Source organism: Mesorhizobium sp. M5C.F.Ca.IN.020.29.1.1 (assembly GCF_003997375.1).
Taxonomy (GTDB): Bacteria; Pseudomonadota; Alphaproteobacteria; order Rhizobiales; family Rhizobiaceae; genus Mesorhizobium; species Mesorhizobium wenxiniae.
In genome coordinates this window covers 1-2,400 of the sequence record NZ_RZSW01000735.1, presented here as the reverse complement: position 1 = coordinate 2,400, position 2,400 = coordinate 1, and the positions used below count along the sequence as shown (strand labels likewise).

The 2,400-nt window shown below is 59.0% G+C and carries 3 protein-coding genes and 2 pseudogenes; 4 read left to right on the top strand and 1 reads right to left on the bottom strand.

Annotation, left to right across the window (positions count from 1 at the left end; all coding sequences use genetic code 11):
• The 4 genes and pseudogenes from EOA85_RS32865 to EOA85_RS37865 all read left to right on the top strand — a co-directional run.
• A partial coding sequence (locus tag EOA85_RS32865) for a hypothetical protein (RefSeq protein ID WP_206523428.1) occupies window positions 1-449 on the top strand: 449 nt, incomplete at its 5' end.
• Complete coding sequence (gene kdsB / locus EOA85_RS32860; RefSeq protein WP_245486231.1) at window positions 446-1,294, top strand: 3-deoxy-manno-octulosonate cytidylyltransferase; 849 nt, start codon at window positions 446-448, stop codon at window positions 1,292-1,294. The genes EOA85_RS32865 and kdsB, both read left to right, overlap by 4 nt.
• A 57-nt stretch (window positions 1,295-1,351) precedes the next feature.
• Entirely contained in the window at window positions 1,352-1,987 is a 636-nt protein-coding gene (locus tag EOA85_RS32855) for a histidine phosphatase family protein (protein ID WP_164760045.1), read from the top strand.
• 59 nt (window positions 1,988-2,046) lie between these two features.
• Window positions 2,047-2,166 (top strand): annotated as a pseudogene (locus EOA85_RS37865) (IS110 family transposase); the annotation flags it as partial.
• A 63-nt stretch (window positions 2,167-2,229) separates the two neighbouring features.
• Here EOA85_RS37865 and EOA85_RS40005 read toward each other — a convergent pair.
• Window positions 2,230-2,310 (bottom strand): annotated as a pseudogene (locus EOA85_RS40005) (hypothetical protein); the annotation flags it as partial.
• Window positions 2,311-2,400: the final 90 nt, after the last annotated feature.

Genomic DNA, 2,400 nt, shown 5'->3' with positions numbered 1-2,400 from the left:
TCATTGAGCAGGATGATGGTCGTCTGACCACAGCATTAGAAATCATGCCGTCGGGGAAAAGGGCTCTCTTCGTCCCATTTCCGGGAGGCCATATGAAATTCTTTTTGCTTTATGATGACAAGACGCGGCTCTACTGGTTGCTGAGTTCACAAGCGACCGACTCTATGGTGCGCCTCACGCACATATCGGAGGCGCGCTACAATTTGCCGAACAATGAGCGCCATAGGCTGCAACTTCACTTCTCCAGAAATTGCATCGATTGGTGCTTTGCCGGACTTGTCGCCGCGGGTCAGACCGAGCGTCACGCACGGAACTACGCGAGCATGGCGGTCGACGGCGATGATCTTCTTGTGTTGTGCCGGTCAGGGGATGACGAGGGGAGGAATCCTCAATACACGAACCTGATCACGTTCCATCGCGTCAAGGAATTCCGCAACCTCGTCTATTGATCTTTTGCATTTCTGAGAGTGGGGAAAACATGCCCAGAATTTCGAGTCCAGTCGCTATCATCATTCCCGCCCGCTACGGCTCGAGCCGCTTCCTCGGCAAGCCGCTCGCGATGATCACTGGCCGGACGATGATCAATCGTGTCTGGTCGTTGGCCCGTGCGGTATCTGACGTAGATGAGGTTTGCATCGCCACTGACGATGAGCGCATCGCCGAGCATGTTCGAAGCTTTGGCGGAGCCGTGGTGACAACCCCGAAGGAATGCACAAACGGCACCGAGCGGGTGCTGAAAGCAGCCCAGATGCTTTCCACGACGCCTGCCGTCGTAGTGAACCTTCAGGGTGACGCTGTCCTGACGCCGCCGTGGGTCATTGCCGCTTTGATCGATGAGATGCGCCGCGACCCGACAGTGGAGATCGCTACTGCCGCGGTGCGGATGGACAAGCGCAGTTATCACGCTTTGCGCACGGCCAAAGGGCACGGCGAGGTCGGAGGCACAACTGTGACTTTCGACCGACGCTGGAACGCCCTCTATTTCTCGAAATCCATCATCCCGTTCATGCGCAATGATGGACCAGACAATGATTCGGATCCCTTGCCGGTCTTTCGCCATATCGGACTCTACGCGTACCGCTACGAAACCCTGTGCCAGTATATCAGTTTCGAATCCGGTCCCCTCGAACGTTCTGAGAAACTTGAGCAATTGCGCGCGCTCGAGCATGGGATACCTGTCCGCGTTGTCGAAGTCGACTATGGCGGTCGGACTCACTGGGCTGTCGACAGCCCAGATGATTTGAAGCGCGTTGAGGCTATCATCGGCAAAGAGGGCGATCTCGTTGCGGCTTGAGGCAGAGCCGCCAGCCCGATAGACGGTATGATCTGCAATACAAAGCGGCCACTATCCATGAAGCTTATCCTCAGCCGTCACGGCAACACCTTTGAGCCCGGCGATAAGATCGTTTGGGTCGGCCGCAGAACCGACCTCCCGCTTACACGAGAGGGCCGCCGCCAGGCTCAACATCTCGGAAACACTCTGTGCCAGTCGGGTGTTAGGCCCGGTGGACTCTATTGCGGACCGCTACGGCGCACGCGTGAGTATGCTCAGATCATCGCGGAGCGGATCGGTGGCGCGTCCCTACCAATTGTTGATCCGAGTTTAGCCGAGATCGACTATGGTGTATGGGAGGGTTTTAGCAGCCAGGAGATCATAGATCAATTCGGAGGGGAGGAATTGGACGCGTGGGAACGCAGCGGCGCGTGGCCTGAATCGCCTGGTTGGAGCCCTTCCGAGGCCGCGTTGGCACATGGCGTCACGACCTTTGTGGGGCAGCTCGCCCGGACGCAGGGAGAGGATAGTGCGGTCCTCGCCGTGACGAGCAACGGCGTGCTGCGCTACTTCCTGCGGCTTGCCGGCAGTACGCTCAATGGCAAGGTCGCCACAGGTCATATCTGCATTCTTGATGTACTGCAGGGAAACTGCCGGATCGACGCCTGGAACATTGCACCAGATCCGGATCATTTGTCAGAGCTGTTGGGGTAAGGCCTCGCGCATGAGATCAACCGATACCATGACCAGCCCTTGAACCGCGCGGGTGGGCGAACGGCTTTGAAAGCTATGTCGTTGGTCCAGCTTCGACAGCAACATCGCGCAGCCGGCGGCGCGCGAAGACGGACAGGCTGGATGGTAAAGCGTTGGTTCGCGCGCTGTTGGGCTTCAAGCTCGATCAGGGCCAGGCCGATGGCCGCGGCGAGATGGCTCTTTCCGCCGCCGGGCGGGCCAAACAACAGGATGTTGGCGCCCTTTGCGAGCCAGCTGTCGCCGGCGGCGATCGCCATCACCTCGGCCTTGGAGACCATCGGCACGGCGTCGAAGGCGAAGCTGTCGAGGGTCTTCCCGGGCGGTAGGTCCGCCTCGGCGAGGTGGCTGAAGGCGCGGTAGGAGCCGAGATCTGT